The sequence below is a fragment of the Flavobacterium plurextorum genome, from assembly GCF_002217395.1.
Taxonomy (GTDB): domain Bacteria; phylum Bacteroidota; class Bacteroidia; order Flavobacteriales; family Flavobacteriaceae; genus Flavobacterium; species Flavobacterium plurextorum.
Genome location: NZ_MUHD01000003.1, coordinates 1 through 17194, shown reverse-complemented (window position 1 = coordinate 17194; position 17194 = coordinate 1). Strand labels below are relative to the sequence as shown.

Annotated in this window: 12 protein-coding genes and 1 pseudogene; 11 read left to right on the top strand and 2 right to left on the bottom strand. The window is 32.7% G+C overall.

Going from position 1 to position 17194, the window contains the following annotated elements; all coding sequences use genetic code 11:
- Positions 1–182: 182 nt before the first annotated feature.
- The 3 genes from B0A81_RS01190 (at position 183) to B0A81_RS01180 (ending at position 3804) form a co-directional block, all read left to right on the top strand.
- Positions 183–746 (top strand): helix-turn-helix domain-containing protein, encoded by a 564-nt coding sequence (locus tag B0A81_RS01190; RefSeq protein WP_089056304.1) that lies wholly within the window; start codon positions 183–185, stop codon positions 744–746.
- 88 nt (positions 747–834) lie between these two features.
- Positions 835–3255: a heavy metal translocating P-type ATPase gene (locus tag B0A81_RS01185; protein ID WP_089056303.1), complete on the top strand. Its 2421-nt coding sequence runs from the start codon at positions 835–837 to the stop codon at positions 3253–3255.
- A gap of 327 nt (positions 3256–3582) precedes the next feature.
- The gene (locus B0A81_RS01180; RefSeq protein ID WP_089056302.1) at positions 3583–3804 is read left to right on the top strand and encodes a heavy-metal-associated domain-containing protein; all 222 of its coding nucleotides are present in this window, start codon (positions 3583–3585) and stop codon (positions 3802–3804) included.
- Between the two features lie 210 nt (positions 3805–4014).
- Here B0A81_RS01180 and B0A81_RS01175 read toward each other — a convergent pair whose 3' ends face one another.
- Both B0A81_RS01175 and B0A81_RS01170 read right to left on the bottom strand, forming a co-directional pair.
- Positions 4015–5556: a hypothetical protein gene (locus B0A81_RS01175; protein ID WP_089056301.1), complete on the bottom strand. Its 1542-nt coding sequence runs from the start codon at positions 5554–5556 to the stop codon at positions 4015–4017.
- A gap of 438 nt (positions 5557–5994) precedes the next feature.
- A complete protein-coding gene (locus B0A81_RS01170) occupies positions 5995–6732 on the bottom strand; it encodes a hypothetical protein (protein WP_089056300.1) in 738 nt (245 codons plus the stop codon).
- A gap of 240 nt (positions 6733–6972) precedes the next feature.
- Here B0A81_RS01170 and B0A81_RS01165 point away from each other — a divergent pair, with 240 nt between their 5' ends.
- The 8 genes and pseudogenes from B0A81_RS01165 to B0A81_RS01130 form a co-directional block, all read left to right on the top strand.
- The gene (locus B0A81_RS01165) at positions 6973–8154 is read left to right on the top strand and encodes an MFS transporter (protein WP_089056299.1); all 1182 of its coding nucleotides are present in this window, start codon (positions 6973–6975) and stop codon (positions 8152–8154) included.
- Between the two features lie 108 nt (positions 8155–8262).
- Positions 8263–9537 (top strand): histidine-type phosphatase, encoded by a 1275-nt coding sequence (locus tag B0A81_RS01160; protein WP_089056298.1) that lies wholly within the window; start codon positions 8263–8265, stop codon positions 9535–9537.
- 243 nt (positions 9538–9780) lie between these two features.
- Positions 9781–10410: a GNAT family N-acetyltransferase gene (locus tag B0A81_RS01155; RefSeq protein ID WP_244281201.1), complete on the top strand. Its 630-nt coding sequence runs from the start codon at positions 9781–9783 to the stop codon at positions 10408–10410.
- 197 nt (positions 10411–10607) lie between these two features.
- Entirely contained in the window at positions 10608–11591 is a 984-nt protein-coding gene (locus tag B0A81_RS01150) for a helix-turn-helix transcriptional regulator (RefSeq protein ID WP_089056297.1), read from the top strand.
- A complete protein-coding gene (locus tag B0A81_RS01145) occupies positions 11591–12586 on the top strand; it encodes a helix-turn-helix domain-containing protein (protein ID WP_089056296.1) in 996 nt (331 codons plus the stop codon). The genes B0A81_RS01150 and B0A81_RS01145 overlap by 1 nt, the downstream gene beginning before the upstream one ends.
- A 489-nt stretch (positions 12587–13075) precedes the next feature.
- On the top strand, positions 13076–14071 hold the full coding sequence (locus tag B0A81_RS01140; protein ID WP_089056295.1) for a hypothetical protein: 996 nt from the start codon (positions 13076–13078) through the stop codon (positions 14069–14071).
- Between the two features lie 398 nt (positions 14072–14469).
- Entirely contained in the window at positions 14470–15069 is a 600-nt protein-coding gene (locus B0A81_RS01135; RefSeq protein ID WP_089056294.1) for a PAS domain-containing protein, read from the top strand.
- A 689-nt stretch (positions 15070–15758) separates the two neighbouring features.
- Positions 15759–17194, top strand: a pseudogene (locus B0A81_RS01130) (collagen-like protein); the annotation flags it as partial.

Here is a 17194-nt window from a genome sequence, read left to right as displayed (position 1 = left end):
TTTTAAGATTCGTTTAATCAGTGTTTTTACTTTTATAAATAGTCAGAGGAAATACAAGTTACAAAATCGGTTAAATTTTAGAACGAATACTTAAACAGTCTGTATTTATTGGATGGTTAATTGAATTTTAGTGCTAGATTTGTTGGTGCTATAATTTAATAAAATTCTAATCTAATAAAGATATGAGTACATTATTCGTTAAAAATATGGTTTGTAATCGCTGTATAATGGTAGTTCAAAATGAGCTCGAAAAACTCGGTTTAGACTTTACAAATATTAAACTTGGAGAAGTGAGTTTGACAAAAGAACTTAGTTCTGACGAAAGAAATTCGCTGGAAGAAGTATTGGTTCCTTTAGGTTTTGAGGTAATAGATGATAAGAAAAGCAGGATTATTGAAAAGATAAAAAATATTATCATCGATTTGGTACATCATCAGGATAATGACACAAAGAACAATTTATCGGATATATTAAGCGAAAAAATCAATCATGATTACAATTACCTTTCTAATCTATTTTCTGAGGTTGAAGGCACTACAATAGAGAAATATTTTATTGCACAAAAAGTCGAAAAAATAAAAGAACTTTTAGTTTATGACGAGTTGTCGCTGAGCGAAATAGCTTTGCGTTTAAATTATTCAAGTGTCGCTTATTTAAGTAATCAGTTCAAGAAAGTAACCGGGTTAACACCAAGTCATTTCAAGCAAATTAGAGAAGAAAAAAGAAAACCGCTGGATAAGGTTTAAGTAAATTTTACAAATCAAATCCATAATTACGCAATAAAACTTATTGATATTGGGGCCAACTTTGCATGTAAATTACAACACATGAATTATGGCAGCAATTAATAATAATAAAGAAACAATTTTCATTCCGCTGGAAAATGTAGAAAGTGAGCACTGTGCTTTAATCGTAGATAAAGGATTAGCGGAGATTAGCGGAGTTGAAACTCATAAAGTAGAGGTAAACAACCGCAGAGCAGCTATTACAGTTAAAGGCAATGAAACTGTTGGTAATGCTGTAAAAGCGATACGAGATTTAGGTTATGGTGTTCCAACTGTAAAAAACACTTTTCCGGTTTTAGGCATGACTTGTGCTTCTTGCGCGGGCAGTGCAGAAAGTATCGTATCGTTTGAATTGGGAGTAGTCGATGCATCGGTAAACTTTGCAACTGGCAATCTGACTGTAGAATATCTTCCAAACCTCACAGATGCTTATAAACTTCAAAAAGCGGTTCAAGCCGTTGGTTACGATTTGCTTATTGTAGACGAAACCAAACAGCAAGAATCTCTGGAAGCTATTCATGCTGAGAATTTCAAAAAATTAAAAAACAAAACCATTTGGGCAGTTCTATTATCATTGCCTGTAGTAACCATTGGTATGTTCTTTATGGATATGCCATATGGAAATGAAATTATGTGGCTTTTTTCTACGCCGGTAATTCTTTGGTTAGGTAAAGATTTCTTTATAAATGCATGGAAGCAAACAAAACACGGTTCTGCCAATATGGATACTTTGGTGGCTTTGAGCACTGGAATAGCTTATTTGTTTAGTGTATTCAATATGTTGTTCATGGATTTTTGGCATCAGCGTGGATTGCATGCTCATGTATACTTTGAAGCAGCGGCTGTTGTTATTGCATTCATTCTTCTTGGTAAATTATTAGAAGAAAAAGCGAAAGGAAATACCTCATCAGCAATTAAAAAATTAATGGGTTTACAGCCCAAAACCGTAATGGTTATTCAGCCTGACGGAACAGAAAAACAAACTGCTATTGAAGATGTTCATGCTGGCGCTGTTATTTTAGTAAAACCAGGTGAGAAAATTGCTGTAGACGGAATAGTGATTTCTGGAAATTCGTATGTTGATGAAAGCATGCTGAGCGGTGAACCTGTTCCTGTATTGAAAACGGAGAACGAAAAGGTTTTTGCTGGAACAATAAATCAAAAAGGAAGTTTTCAGTTTAAAGGTGTTAAAGTAGGTAAAGAAACGATGCTTGCGCAAATCATTAGAATGGTACAAGATGCGCAAGGAAGTAAAGCTCCTGTACAGAAATTAGTCGATAAGATTGCGGGTATTTTTGTTCCAATCGTTATTGGTATAGCGATACTAACTTTTATTGCGTGGATAGTTTTAGGAGGAGATAATGCCGTTGCGCAAGCTTTATTGGCTGCGGTTACAGTATTAGTTATTGCTTGTCCTTGTGCTTTAGGTCTTGCAACGCCTACAGCGATTATGGTTGGAGTAGGTAAAGGAGCTGAAAATGGAATATTAATTAAAGATGCTGAAAGCTTAGAATTAGCTAGAAAAGTTACCGCTATTGTTTTAGATAAAACTGGAACGATTACGGAAGGGAAACCACAAGTAACAGGTGTTAAATGGCTAGATAATAATGATGTAACAAAAGATATATTATTGAGTATCGAAAAGCAATCTGAGCATCCTTTGGCAGAAGCCGTTGTAAAAAAATTAGAAGGTGTGCAAAGTGTGACTTTATCAGATTTTGACAGTATTACTGGTAAAGGAGCAAAAGCAGCTTATAATAACGAAACCTATTTTGTAGGTAATAAAAAATTATTGACTGAAAATAATATTACGATTGCTGATTCATTATTGGAGCAAGCTGATGCTTGGGGTAAAGAATCTAAAACTGTAATTTGGTTTGCCAACAGTACAGAAGCGCTTTCGGTTATTGCAATTTCTGATAAAATAAAAGAAACATCTGTAGAGGCTATTAAAAATATGCAGGATATGGGTATTGAACTTTATATGCTGACTGGTGATAATGAAGCTACTGCAAAAGCTATTGCTGAGCAAACCGGAATAAAACATTACAAAACAGAAGTAATGCCGCAGCACAAAGCCGATTTTGTAAAAGAATTACAGCAGCAAGGTAAAGTTGTTGCTATGGTTGGTGACGGTATAAATGACAGTACAGCCTTGGCAACAGCTGATGTAAGTATCGCAATGGGCAAGGGAAGTGATATTGCAATGGATGTGGCAAAGATGACGATTATATCATCGGATCTAAATAAAATACCTCAAGCGATTCGTTTATCTAAACAAACTGTTGCAACTATAAAACAAAATTTATTCTGGGCGTTTATCTATAATCTTATTGGTATTCCTCTTGCGGCAGGTATTTTGTATCCAATAAACGGATTCTTGCTAAACCCAATGATTGCTGGAGCAGCAATGGCTTTAAGCAGTGTAAGTGTAGTAAGTAACAGCTTGCGTTTAAAATGGAAAAAGTAAACACCTTGATGCGTTTGCTAAACGGCGGTTTCCTAATTTATATGCCGCCGTTTTTATATTAACTTTTAGTTTAATTGATTTATTTATTGACCTCATTTTTTCTCTTCATTGCAATTTTTGAAGCAGGCTGAAATGAGGTCTTTTTTTTAATAAAGTTCTATAAATAACAAGATATGTAAAAACCTTTGAACCTTTGTTCCTTAAAGCCTCAGAACCTTTTTTAAACAATCAGTAAATATCACAAATCAAACAAGGAATAGTGTAAGCAGATTGAGGTGTAAATGACGGAAATTTGCTGTATCAAATAATCATAAAACATCATACAAAATGGAAAATAAAAATCTTCAATTTAAAACAACCCTTAATTGCGGCGGATGCGTAGCAAAAGTAAAATCGGACTTGGATAATACCAAAGGTATTGGCGAATGGAACGTAGATACTGATAATGCGGATAAAATCCTTACCGTTCAATCAGAAGGAGCAACTGAGGAAGAAATAGTTGCTATTATTAAAAGTAAAGGTTTTAAAGCGGAGCCTTTAACCGTTTAGTTCTCTAAACCTATCTTTGTCCAAGAATTATAAATAAAAGGACACGTTATTACAGTTATTCCGTTTAAAATGAGCTTGATATTATATCAGGCTCATTTTTTTTTAGAAATAATTTTGCCTCTATTATAGTTTTTTATAAAGTGTAACTAGAAAGCAAAAGCGCTGATTTTCAAATTGAAATCAGCGCTTTTTTATAAGTGTAAAGAGTTTTTAATTCTCGCAGAAAGAACCTATTTGTTTTAAATGTCTCTCTGTTTGATATTTATTAAAGTTGTTCCATTTAGGAGGAAAGCTTGTTTTTTGTCCGTACATAGCATCCAAGCAAACATTGTTGTCTTTGTATGTATTATGTAAAACTTCTAGAATTTTAAAGAAGAATTCATCAAGCATTACAATTGCTTCAAATTCAGCTTTTAAACTAGTATAGTTTTCATCTGAAGGATTTAACAGCTGCAGTAAATTTAAAACTTCATTTTTTTCCTCTTCATTGATTTCAGTTGAATAACCCATTTTTAAAGTTTTAAAAACGAGATTATTCCACGCTTTGCTGTCATGCGCCCATTGTACATCAGGTAAGTTTAACGAATGTTCGCAGATTAAAATAATCGAGAAAAGAACATCATTTAAGTATTGTGCCGGAAATTCGTCAAAACTTCTGAATTCAAAACCACTTTGGTACATTTTTTCCTGATTAAAATCAAGACCAATTTCAGAAAGCATTTCGTATTCCATTTCAGCTTCAACTTGATCACGCCACCAAATATTTTCCTCCTTTTTAAATTTTAGTAACTTTCTAAAATCATCAACTTTATAAGTCAGGATTTTACCTTTTGGCATCGCTTTGTTGTAAGTTCCCACACCTATGTAGCGAGACATTGCATTTCGCATAGAACCCAAAGTAAATTTTTTGTCCATGCTGTAAGTATCACTTATTACTCCCATAATATCTGGACTTCCAAGAGTAGCTATAAAAAACGGCTCAAACCATTGCAGTAGATAAATAGCATTGGCATGAGTTTTTTCAAAATCATTATAATCTACAATTCTGCTGTCTTCTGTTAATGATGGCAAAGTAATATGAAAATGGTACGTTCCGTTATTAAACAAAACCAGATTTTCCTGATTTGTCATAAACATATTAAGTCCATTATTGTAATCCGGAAAATTTAATTTTCCGTTCAATACACGTGATTCATTAATTTTATCAATAAACAGTTTTTTCGTTGCTTTTAATTCTTTGCAAGAATCAGTAACTGTTCTGTTTTCAAAATATTTAGTCACAAATTCGATAGAGTCACCATCAAAATGAACAGATCCCATCGTTTTGTTTCTTTGAGTAATCATACTCTGAATATTATAAGGCTGATCTTCTAGGAAAAGCTCCATGATCGATTTTCCAAGATAATCAGGGTTTTCTAGCGGCTGCGTGCTTACCTCACCATTTTCAGTATTGCTTAATGACTTTATTGGTGATAATGTTTTGTGCTGATAGTTTATATCGAGTTTTTCCAAAGAATGACTATTCATCATTCGGCTCACAGTATAACTTTCATTCAAGTTAAAAGCTTTTTTTAAAACAGGAGTAAGGCTTTCTGGTTTATAACATTTTCTATAATCAATACTGTATTTCTCAAAACCAATTTTTTCTTGTATAAATTCACCAGAAACTATTAAGGGATCTTCAAATTGCAAATAGGTTTCGTTTTCTAATCCAATTCCCCAATAATATTTTTTTGTCTGATTGTCTTTCATTTATACTTTTTTTCTTTTTTATGGTTGATGTAACTTTTCTTAGATTGATACTTTTTATATGTAAACACAACCTAATTTTGTTAAAATTAGGGGCAAGAAACCTTGTAACGGATTAAGCATTATTGTTGCCTCCATTATAAAAGTTTTTCGTTTACTTTTAAAAATATAGGAATTTTATAGTTTAGAAATTCTGCATTTATATCGACCGAAAGAGAGATTAAAAAATAAAATTTTATAATTGGGTTATAAAATAGGTCTTGTTATTAATCGCTTTTATATCAATAATTTAAGCTGAAGTATGGCGCAGATGAAACTTTTGCAATACTTGTTTTTTTCTAAGCTGCAAAAGTAGTGAATAATTAGATTATTTCCAAGCTGTTAATGCAATGGAAATGAATATGTTTTTTTAGGGTTTTAAAATAAAGCTCAAATGCTTTTTTATTCATGGTAATAAAAGACATAAGAAGAATATAATTCGTCATTCCACCAATCTTTTCTAACTTCCGAAAAGTAGTTGTAATTCAGCTTTCCAGCTTGCGATTGCAGCGGATAAATCACCATTCCATTCTCTCGATAAGCTTTGTGCAAATCAGTTTCGGGAACAACAGGAACAATATGTCCAGAAAGTCCTTTTTCTCTTCTTTTCGCGCAGATTATTCCGATTCCGCCATTAGTATTTACCTTATTTTGAATTTCATCAGGACTATACATTCTTTCCCAGCCAAAATTTGAACCCCATTGTAAAAACCAATCGTGTATAGCACTAGAGTAAATGCGATCAACAGTTTCTTCAAAAACAGCTTCAACCTCTTGTCCATTCATTATCTTTTCGAGAGCTTCATCCGTCCACCAAACCGTTGGCAGATAAACTTTAGAAAACCAGCAATAATCATAAGAATAGACATTACAATAAGTATCTTCTACAGTTCTTTGATATCTTATGTTTTTTTCAACATCCAGCTTGTCAATCAATCGTGCAATACTTTCTTTTTTACTGGCTGCATCTGTTAAATCTCTATATGGAATATCGGAATCAGAAAGAGGAGTTTCCTTCATTTCCATAGAATCTAATCTAGAATTAGCATTAGGTAATAAATCGGCTTTTAATATTTTATCATTTGACACAGGATTATTTTCTATAGCTAATGATCCTGCTGCTATGGTATATTCTTTCATCTTGACTGCTTAAAATTAATTGGTTTTTACCTGCATGAATTAGTATTTGTACAGTTAGGTTTTATAACCAAAAAAGTAAATATAGGGATTTTGAAGTTTTCTAACCCTTATAGAAACAGACAAATTATGAAAACATTAGGATTATTTTGGTTTGTATAAGTGTTTGTTCTTTTTAATTAAGAATTATCGATTAGCTTGAAGCAGGAGTTTTATCTATCTTTGCACTTTTAAAATTACTTCATGAATTCCCCTGTTAAAGCCGTTCATCCAATATACAATCTTCAGTTTGGATTAGTTTGTTTAAGTTCATTACTCTTTTCTGCCAGTTTCAATATGCTGATTCCTGAACTCCCAGAATATCTGAGCAAAATGGGCGGAGCAGAGTATAAAGGATTAATTGTGGCGTTTTTTACATTAACGGCTGGAATTTCAAGACCATTCAGCGGTCGATTGACTGATACTTTAGGAAGAGTTCCCGTTATGGCAGTTGGTTCTATTGTATGTTTTGTTTGCGGTATTCTTTATCCTGTTTTAGGAACAGTTTCCGGCTTTTTGTTTTTGCGATTAATTCACGGATTCTCAACAGGATTTAAACCTACAGCTACAGCAGCATATGTTGCTGATATTGTTCCGAGAGAACGTTGGGGAGAAGCTTTGGGTTTACACGGACTCTGTTTTTCTATCGGAATGGCTTTAGGGCCGGCGATTGGGAGTACGATTAAGATATATTCGTCTATGAATATGCTTTTCTATGCGTCTTCGGTTTTTGCGCTTTTGTCAATTGTAATATTAATGAATATGAAAGAAACGTTGAAACACAAACAGCGTTTTAGTATGCGTATTCTTAGGATTTCTAGAAAAGACATTATTGCTGTAGAAGTGCTTCCAGCGGCTATAGTAACTTTTCTTTCTTATATGGCTTATGGAGTAATATTGACATTAATTCCTGATTGGAGTCAGCATCTAGGAATAACCAATAAAGGCTTGTTTTTTATGGTTTTTACAATTACTTCGGTAATGATTCGTTTTGGAGCAGGAAAAGCATCTGATAAATACGGGCGTTTGCATTTAATAGGAATTGGACTTTTCTTTTTAATTATATCATTGATCATAGTTGGATTTTCAACATCGATCAGCGGACTTTTAATAGGTGCAGCGATGTACGGAATCTCAACAGGAATTGTTTCACCAGCTCTTAATGCTTGGACTGTCGATATGAGTTTTCCTGATCATCGAGGCAAAGCTATGGCGACAATGTACATTGCACTTGAGGCAGGAATTGGTCTTGGAGCTCTTATTGCGGGATGGATGTATCAGGATGTAATTGCAAAAATTCCGATGCTTATGTACGCAAGTGCTGTGATGGTTTTTCTTGCACTTGGTTATGTTTGGATGCGATTGCGAAAAACGGAAAGTATTTAATTTTCTCAGGCCGCAATTGTAAAATTGTTAATGATAATTTAATGACCTAATCAGTTGTAGTTGGTTTCTAGTATTTGGAATATATTTACTTTTCAAAACTAAATCAAAATGAGAAAAACTACTTTATCATTATTATTTACACTGGTTAATTTGTCTTTTATTCTTGCGCAGACAACTCCGCAGGAATTGTTTGATACTCCCGAGAAAACTGCTGGCGTGCATTACGCATATCCTGCAAAAGATATTACAGCTTTTACGCCGGTGCCAAAAGGTTATGAAGCATTTTATATTAGTCATTTTGGACGACATGGTTCTCGATATTTAATAAGTGATAATGATTATAAAGACGTTATTAATTTATTTGAAGACGCTGCTAAAAATGGAGCTTTAACTGATTTAGGTAAAGATGCTTTGAAACGTTTACAACAGCTTTGGACTGAAGTCGAATTTAGAGGCGGCGATCTTTCTCCGCTAGGACAAAGAGAACAAAGAGGTATCGCGGAACGTATGTACGTAAATTATCCTAAAGTGTTTGCAAAAGAGGCTCAAGTAGAGGCAAGTGCAACATCAGTATTGCGAGTTGCACTAAGCATGGATGCTTTTTGCGAACGGATAAAAGAGTTTAATCCAAACTTACAAATCTCTAGAAATGCAGGTATCAAATGGCAGCAATATTTAAACTATCATACAAAAGAAGCCATTGCTTTTAGAAGTGCTAAAGATACATGGAAAGAAGACTTTTTAAAATTTGAAGCCGCTCATACCCAACCAGATCGTTTGGTAAATTCTTTGTTTTCAAACAGCGATTATATCCTTAAGAAGGTGAATCCTGATGATCTCATGAAAAAGTTGTTTGCGATTGCAGGAGGAATGCAAAATACCGAAACAAAGTTGTCATTTTATGATTTATTCGAAAAACAAGAACTGTTTGATTTATGGCAGACAAGCAATTATAGGTTGTATGTAAATGATGCAAATGCAGCTGTGAACAATTGTATTATGTTTGAAAATCAAAAACCTACTCTGAAAAATATTCTTGAAAACGCCAACAAGATTATTGCATCAAAAGGAAAAGGAGCGACATTGCGTTTTGCTCATGATGGTAATTTAATTCCGTTAGCAATGCTGCTTCATTTAGACGGAAGCTATAATAGCATTTCAGATTCGAGTAAGTTTTATGAAGCTTGGAGTAGTTTTAAAATTGCACCAATGGCAGGGAACATACAAATTGTATTTTTCAGGAAACGAAAATCGGATGATATTCTTGTGAAATTTCTTTTGCATGAAAAAGAAATATTGGTTCCAACTATTCAAACAGACAAAGCGCCATATTATCATTGGAAGGATGTAGAAAAGTATTATAAGAGTTTGCTTTCGACTTAAAAAAGGAAAAAATGATGAGATTTTAAATCTCATCATTTTTTGTTTACAGCAATATCAAAATGATATAATCTTATCATTCTGATAGGACTTTCATTCGTTTATAAAAACCTCATTAATGGGGTCAAACTAAACAAAGACAGCTTGTAACACGTTCGAAAGGGGCGTAATGCCAGAATTGGTATATGTTTTGGAAATATTATTTTATAGCAGCATTATTAATTAAATCAATAAGCTAAATAGAATATGAAAACCCGACAACCTGTTTTAGATTTTTTAGGCAAAGACTTTTTACTTTCTGTATCAACAGTCTTATCAATCAATAATAAAAGTATAGAAGAATCACCAAATTTTACAATCGAAATTGCAAATGTGAACCATGTATTTTGGTTAAATGAAATTTGTGATACTACGCTTTCATCAGCTTTAGCTCGAGGAACAGGAATTTCAGGACGTTCTCCAGAACTACTTGAGGAAAAAATGAAAAAGGGTGAAGCTGTTATTGCTTTTGCATCAGATGGAACTTGGGCTGGTTTTTCGTTTATTTCTGCTTGGAACAATGGTGAATATGTTTCTAACTCCGGATTAATTGTAGCGCCGCAATTCAGACATACAGGACTTGCAAAAAAAATTAAACAGAAAATTTTCTGGCTCAGCCGTCAAAAATATCCCAAAGCAAAAGTATTCAGTCTGACTACTGGACTTGCAGTAATGAAAATGAATCATGAACTTGGTTTTGAACCCGTCACATATTCTGAATTAACCACCGATGAAGCTTTTTGGGAGAATTGTAAATCTTGTGTTAATTGCTCTATTTTAATGAATAAAGAGCGAAAAAACTGTTTGTGTACAGCCATGCTTTATAATCCGAAATAAGATATTATTTTCTAAGAAAGGAACGCCTAAAATCTTTATCAAGAGCGTTTTTCGTTGTAATATTTTAGTTTTTATTCTAAAAAACATAAAAATTCTACTAAATTTTATCTGAAATAATTGACAGATTAAAAAAGTAAATAAAAATATATATATTTTTGTTAGTAAAAAAAGTAGTACCAAAATATGTCAATTATAGAATGAAAAAAATTACACACCACTACGGAGTAGAATTAGATTGGGTAGAACCATTTGCTTTAGGATTTGAAGGAAGGGTTGAAGGTAATTTTATTATAGTACCGGATCATATTCATACTGGAAACAGATATGTTTTAGATTTAGGAATTGGTATTTCGGTTCTTTATGTAGATGTTGTTTACAATTCAGAAATTCATTTAAGACAAGAGAATAAAACAGATGATTTTGTAGGTCTTTATTATAACCTTACCGAAGGAGAAGCTATTGTACAATCTGATGATGTTTCGAATCCTATTGGAAGATGGAATTACAACCTGGCAATTTTGGACAGTACTTTGCATTCAGATTATATTGTTAAGGAAGGAAGCAAAACTTTTGCTGTTTGTATTTTTATAAAAAAGGATCTTATAAAAGAATATTTTCAGGATAACCCCTCATTAAAAGAACATGCTGATGAAATTCTAAATCCAGAATTAAATACCATTGTTAAGTTTACCAGAATGAGCAATGATAGTTATAATCTTTTAATGAATTTGCGCAATCATGAAGTGGGAGGAACTGTGTTTGATCTTTATTTAAGAGGAACGGTTCAGAATCTATTAGCCGAATATATAGAAAAAATGACTTATGAGGAACTTGTAATTGATAAAATTAATGAATACGATCTGACTCATATTATAAAATCTCAATCTTACTTAGTAGAAAATTTGAATCAACTATTTCCAAGTATCGAATTTCTGGCACAACAAGCAAATATGTCAGATTCTAAATATAAAAAATTGTTTAAAAAGATCACTGGAATGACACCTAACTCTTTCTTCTTAAACAATAAACTTGTAGAAGCAAAGCGACTTTTACAAGAACGACAACTTAATATTGCAGAGGTTTCTGATCGGTTAAATTTTACAAACAGTTCCTACTTTGCTGCAAAATTCAGAGAATTTTTTGGGATGTCACCTAAAGACTTTGTTAAACAACTGGAATAATGCTAGAAGTTCGTCATACATACTCGTTAACTTCTGAATGGCTCTATGAGGATTTAGAACAGCTTGGAGAAGGCGCGGACGTAATTGACGGTAAATTAACAGTAATGCCAGAGTTGGCTGATGGCGGTTTTTTCTTTACACAAGTTTCAGCCGGACTTTCAGTGGTTCTTTTAGATTTAACATTTAAAAAGCCCATTCGTATAAGAAGACTTTCATCAGATAATGATCTATATATCATACATTATGATTTTAGTGATGAAATAAATCTTATTCATATTGACGGAATAAAACACAAAATAGGATACAAGGCCAATCTTGGACTTGGAGTTGTAGACAATTCTATCGAAAACGTTTTTGAACCAGTTGTGGGAGAACGCGTATTTGCAATGCGTTTACTGGTAAGTAAAGATTTGCTTAGCGCATCGATTGCCAATAGAAATGTAAAAGATCATAATAAACGTAAAATAAGAAGCGATAAAAACACGCTGTTTTTTTACGATCATATCGATAGTAAAAGCAAGCTTATTATGCATGCTATAAAAAACAAGACCTTTTTAGATCCTGCATTCGAAATCTATTTGCAAGGAGTTAGTTTAAGGCTGCTGGCAAAGTTTATCAATAGATATTCGAATCTTGCGCAAATGTTGCATCATATCCCTGAAAAAGAAGTAACAGCCTTAGATCTTACAAAGGATTATCTATTGGATAATTTAGTTGACGGATTTCCGGGAGTAGATATGCTGGCAGAAATGGCGGGAATGTCAGTTACAAAGTATAAATCTCTGTTTAGAAAGATGTTTATCACAACTCCAAATCATTTTTTTATACGACAAAAAATGATTTTAGCCAATGAGCTGCTTAAAAGCGAAAATTTTACCGAGATATCAGAGATTGCCCGCAAATTAAACTACACCAAAGTAAGTAAATTTTCATTATCATATTCCCAGCAATTTGGAAGAAAACCCTATGAAGATTTTTTAAAATCAGAATTTTAAAAATACGAACTCCATTTTATCTACAAATTCTACTACAGCATTTTTTATTACAATCGCTTCAAAGTTTATTCAATCAGTATTACAAGCGTTCATTATTGATTACAAAATCTTAAAATGTCTTATTCTGGTATTTATATGACGTATTTGGACTAAAATATTATGTCTATTTGCGGCATAATTATTTAGTAAAATTTAAGGTCGAAATATCTTTTTTAGTATTTGCTACAATTGTGTTATAGAACTTTTTATCAAAACTATTATGCTCTCTCATAATTTTGATAAAATTTCAAATGAATAGCTGTTATTTCCATCAATAACAAATCATTTTCTATTCGTAATTCCTCTTTTTTTCTTTCTAATTATTTCATAAAGGTATGGCATTATACATTGTCCTGCCTTCTCATAATTTAATTTTTAAAAATAGATTCCATTTACAATGGGACCTAAGATTCTTGAAATATTTTCAAAAGTCTTAATTAAACATTTAGAATGATGATTGAAATTACCCACACTTATTCTTTATCCTCAGATTGGTTAAAGGCACTTGCAGAACAGTTTAAAGTAGAATTAATTAATGAAAAACTATTGGTGGCACCAAAAGAATTGGCTGATGGAGGATTTTTCTTTACAACTATAACGCCTGGACTTTCAGTTGTACTATTAGATATAACATTTAATCAAGAGATACATTTAAGGAGACTTAAATCAGATAATAATTTGTTTATTATACATTATGATTTTAGTGACGAAATGAATTTAATTTACGTTGAGGGCATAGAACATAAGATAGGTTATAAGGCCAATCTTGGATTAGGCGTTTTTGATAATGCTTTAGAAAATGTTTTTATACCCGTTATTGGCGATCGTGTTTTTGCCATGCGATTAATGGTAAGTAAGGAATTATTAAGCACATCGATTGCCAAATCTGATACAGAAAACCCTGCGAAACGTAAAATAAAGAGCGACAAGAACACTTTGTTTTTTTATGATCATATCGATAGTAAAAGCAAGGTGATCATGCATGCCATAAAAAACAAATCGTTTTTAGATCCCGCATTCGAAATTTATTTAAAAGGAGTAAGTTTAAGATTATTAGCAAAATTTATTGATAGATATTCTAACCTTACCCCAATGCTGCATCATATATCTGATAAAGAGTCCGAAGCTTTAAATTTGGCTAAAGATTATATGATGAACAATTTATTTGGTGTATTTCCAGGCGTGTCGTTTTTGGCTGAGATATCAGGAATGTCGGTTACAAAATTCAAGTTTTTGTTTAAAAAGATGTTTGTAAGTACGCCAAAGAACTTCTTTTTGAGAGAAAAAATGATTTTGGCTAATGAACTTCTTAAAAGCGAGAGTTTTGTAAAATTATCAGATGTATCCAGAGAATTAAGTTATACAAAACCAAGCCTGTTTTCGGGAGTATACTTTCAGCAATTTGGAAGAAAACCAGCAGAGGATTTTATAAGCTCAAATTATTAATAGTACAAGAACTTTTGTTAGTCAAATTAAATGCCTTATAAACTGCATACAATTATGAATTAAAAGAGTTACTATTATTGTTCTTGAGATTTTTGGAGAAATCAATAAAACCTAATGGCTAAAATCAAATTTAGTGATTAGGTTTTTTCTATTTAAGACCTCTGTAATTTTATATTATTAAGCAATGAATAAAGAATTCAATAATGTCTTAATGTATTGTTTATTAGGCGTAACTTATCTAAAGCTATACTTTTCTTTGTATTGAAATACTAATGTAGTTGAAAAGCTTATTTGGTTTTTAAAGTATTATAAAAGAGATTATAATGTAAGGCAGAATGTATCTAGGTTCTGTTTGAATATTATTTTTTAAAACAGTAATTCGTTAAATAAGAATAACAATGGAATTAAATTTAGAAAAAATTAGTGCAGCAATAAAAAGTTTATTACCACAAAAAAGAATAAGTGATAACAACAGATCTTTAAATACTACAATAGAGACTAATCGCAGTTTGTCTTTTAGGCTGAATGACCCTTTTATAACTAATTTAAGAGATGAAGAAAGCAAATCTAAGATTTACGACCAGCGCAGTCGGATTGCCTTAGAAGCTTCGGCTGCTGGAATTTGGGATTGGGACATACCTAGTAATGTAGTTTTTTATTCTTCAGAGTCATTAAGATTACTCGGATTAGATTCTAATGATATGTTTGATAATTTAGAACTTTGGGACAGAGCCTTGCATCCCGAGGATCTTGAAAAATACTATGCTGCGATTGATAGCCATCTAGACGGAAAAACACCTTATTTTGAGAATCAACACAGAGTTTTAACTTCTACCGGAAGATATAAATGGATAATGACGCGAGGAAAAGTCGTTGAACGTGATGCTAAAGGAAAAGCCATTAGAGTTGCGGGAACTCATACAGATATTTACTTTCAAAAAGAAAGAGAACTTACATTGACAAAAAATAGTAGATTTTTTGCTTCTAAAAGAAGTTAAAGAGATGTATTGTTTTGTCGAATAATTGATACAATTTTTTATTGCGTTGCCACAGAAAGTTTTTCTTTGGCAACTTTTTTTTTGATATAGTAATTGGTGCGAATCGTTCTCATTTATATAATCTATAAAAGAGCATTTTAAGTTCTTTTATAGAGCTAGGAAAGTTTTTGTTTGTAACTCTTAATTTCAATTTTGGCTTTTTAAAATTAGAACCAAAACACTTTACTATTTATTATAAAATAGTTTGTTTTAGTTTGTTTTGTAGGTTTAGTTTTATTATTTATGAGTTTTTGATCTTTACTGTCTCCTTTATAGAAAATAAATATTTTCAATTATCAAGCCTTTAAATTACAAATTTCTTGGTCTGTGCAATGTAATTTAAGTATTAGATGATTATGTTGTTAAAATTTTAAATAATTATCATTTTAATGATCTTAAATGTCTTTTTCGTTGCTTAAAAATCACTATAAGTCTTAATTGTGTCTTAAAGTGGTGTTTTTTTGACGTTTACAGGCTATTGGAATATCTTCCTTTGTCCTGTAATAATTATGTTATTTCTCAGAAACAAATTATCCTATAAACATCTTATTGGTTTTCAATTATAAGGAGAGCATTAATTGAGGTAAAATTTAAATTTTGAAAGCATAACAAAAAGTTCATTTATTAATTTAAAGATTAAAGCCATGCAAATGAAGAATACTTTTATGGGACTCGTAGGGTTGCTGTTTTTCTCGACAGTATCTTATGGTCAGGTTGGAGTAGGAACCTTAACCCCGGAACAATCCTCTCAATTGGATGTTACAGCTACAAACAAAGGTATATTAATACCACGTATAAAACTTACACAAATTTCATCTCAGGCGCCTGTTGTAGGTACAGCTGCAGTTAGTTTATTGGTGTATAATACTCAATCGATTAATGATGTTACACCTGGTTTTTACTACTGGAATGGGGTAAAATGGGTAAGAATTATTAGTAAAGATGAAATAGGTAATTTTCAGGAAACGGTTACAACATTGGTAAACAACGGAAACGGTACTTATACTTATTCTAGTGAAGACGGTAAAATAACGACTGTTGAAGTTGCTAAAGATGTAAAATCATATCAAACATTAACATCATTAGTGTATAATTCATCAACACAGGTTTTGACCTATAAAGATGAGAATGAAAAATCTCATGAAATTACTTTAGAAGGTTTAACAGGACCTCAAGGATTACCAGGAAAAGATGGTCAAGTAGGAACTGCTGCTGGAGCTGGAGCTCCTGGAAATCGAGGATCCCAAGGATATCCTGGAGAAGGAGTGAACATATATACTGATAATTCAACAGGAGATGTTTACGTTCAAAATGCTGATGGCACTTGGACAAAAATCAATGGAGAAAACGGAAAAAACGGACAAGTTGGATTAGCCGGAGGAAACGGTGCTCCTGGAAATCAAGGATCCCAAGGATATCCTGGAGAAGGAGTGAACATATATACTGATAATTCAACAGGAGATGTTTACGTTCAAAATGCTGATGGCACTTGGACAAAAATCAATGGAGAAAACGGACAAGTAGGATTAGCCGGAGGAAACGGTGCTCCTGGAGATCGAGGATCCCAAGGATATCCTGGAGAAGGAGTTAATGTATATACTGATAATTCAACAGGAGATGTTTACGTTCAAAATGCTGATGGTACTTGGACAAAAATCAATGGAGAAAACGGAAAAGACGGTATTGATGGAAAAGATGGTCAAGTAGGAACTGCTGCTGGAGCTGGAGCTCCTGGAGATCGAGGATCCCAAGGATATCCTGGAGAAGGAGTGAACATATATACTGATAATTCGACAGGTGATGTTTACGTTCAGAATGCTGATGGTACTTGGACAAAAATCAACGGAGAAAACGGAAAAGACGGGCAAGTTGGATTGGCCGGAGGAAACGGTGCTCCTGGAAAAAGAGGATCGCAAGGATATCCTGGAGAAGGAGTTAACGTATATACTGATAATTCGACAGGAGATGTTTATGTTCAAAATGCTGATGGTACTTGGACAAAAATCAATGGACCTCAAGGATCACAAGGTGTTGCTGGAACAAACGGAGCAGACGGAAAAGATTTTAAATATGAAGATTTTACTCC